Source organism: Nonomuraea longispora, assembly GCF_004348345.1.
GTDB classification, from domain to species: Bacteria; Actinomycetota; Actinomycetes; order Streptosporangiales; family Streptosporangiaceae; genus Nonomuraea; species Nonomuraea longispora.
Genome location: NZ_SMJZ01000410.1, coordinates 1 through 1808 on the forward strand (window position 1 = coordinate 1; position 1808 = coordinate 1808).

The window sequence follows — 1808 nt, forward strand, 5'->3', positions numbered from 1 at the left end:
CGCTGGAGGGGTTTCCCGGCGTGGGGCGTGCGGTGGCGGTCGCGGTGGGGGATCGGAGACAGCGCCGGTTGGCCGCGTTCGTCACCCCGGGTGGGGTCGACCAGGGCGAGCTGCGTTCGTTCCTGGCTGACCGGCTGCCGGCGTACGCCATCCCGCCGTCGATCACCGCGCTGGACGAGTTACCTCTGACCGCCAACGGCAAGATCGACCGATCCGCGCTCACCGCCCTCGTCGCCGACATCCAGGAGAGCACGGCGTACGAGCCGCCCGTCGGACCCGCCGAGACCGTGCTCGCCGCCATCTGGGCCGACCTGCTCGAACGCCCCGGCGTGCGGCGCAGCGACAACTTCTTCACCCTCGGCGGCGACTCGCTGCTCGCCACCCGCATGATCGCCCGGCTGCGCGCAGAAGGCGTCACCGACGCCCGGCTCAGCCTGCTGTTCCAGACGCCGGTGCTGGCGGACTTCGCGGCCACCCTCACCCTCGGGGAGGCGGCCCCGCAGGCTCCGGCGCTCGCCCCGGACCTCGCGCACCGGCACGACCCCTTCCCGCCCACCGAGGTGCAGCGGGCCTACTGGCTCGGCCGGGCCGAGCACTTCACGCTCGGCGGCGTCGGCTGCCACTTCTACACCGAGTTCGACGGCGACATCGACCTCGACCGGCTGGAAACCGCGTGGAACCTGCTCATCGAGCGGCACGAGATGTTGCGCGCCGTATTCGACGAGGACGGGTCCCAGCGCATCCTGCCCGAGGTGCCCCGCTTCACCATCGCCGCGGCCGGCAGCGTCGAGGCCATGCGGGAGCAGATGTCGCACCAGGTGCTCGATGTGTCGGCCTGGCCGCTGTTCGACGCGCGGGCCGTACGCCACGAAGGCGGGGTGCGGCTCGGCGTCAGCTTCGACAACATCATCGTCGACGCGCTGAGCATGATGGTCTTCTTCGCCGAGCTCGACCGGCTCTACCACGACCTTGACACGGTCCTGCCGCCGATCGGGGCGTCGTTCCGCGACTACCTGCTCGCGCAGACCCCCGACCCCGCTGTTTTCGAGACGGCCAAGGAATACTGGGCGGCCAAACTGCCCGAACTCCCGCCCGCCCCCCAGTTGCCGCTCCGCGTGGACCCCGCGCTGATCGAGCGGCCCCGGTTCGTACGGCGGGAGCTGCGGCTGCCCGCCGCCCGGTGGCGGGCGATCAACGATCTGGCCCGGAGGCACGAGCTCACCCCCGCCACCGTGCTGGCGGCGGCGTTCGGCGAGGTGCTGGGCACGTGGAGCGCCCAGAAGGAGCTGACGCTCAACCTCACGCTGTTCGACCGGCGCGAGGTCCACCCCGACATCCACCGCGTGCTCGGCGACTTCACCTCGCTCCTGCTCGTCGGCTACCGGCAGGGCGCCGGCTGGCTGGACGGAGCCCGCAAGCTGCAGGAAGAGGTGTGGCGCGGCCTGGAGCACGGCGAGGTCTCGGCGGTCTGGGTGATGCGCGAGCTGGCCAGGCGGAACGCCGCGATCGAGATGACCATGCCGGTCGTGTTCACCAGCACGCTCGGCGTCACCGGCGAGGGCATGGCCGGGCCGTCGTTCGGCGAGCAGGTCTGGGGCGTGTCGCAGACGCCGCAGGTCTGGCTGGACAGTCAGGTGGGCGAGGTCGACGGCGACCTGATGGTCCGGTGGGACGCGGTGGAGGAGTTGTTCGCGCCTGGGGTGTTGGATGCGATGTTCGGGGCGTATGGGGGGTTGTTGGAGTGGTTGGCGGAGGGTGATTGGTCGGGTGAGGTGCCTGGTCTGCTGCCTGTTGGTCAGGGGGTGGTG

1 protein-coding gene is annotated in these 1808 nt (G+C 71.2%); it reads left to right on the top strand.

The features are described 5' to 3' along the window. The coding region (locus E1267_RS43580; RefSeq protein ID WP_246064742.1) for a condensation domain-containing protein at nucleotides 1-1808 on the top strand (1808 nt) is incomplete at both ends.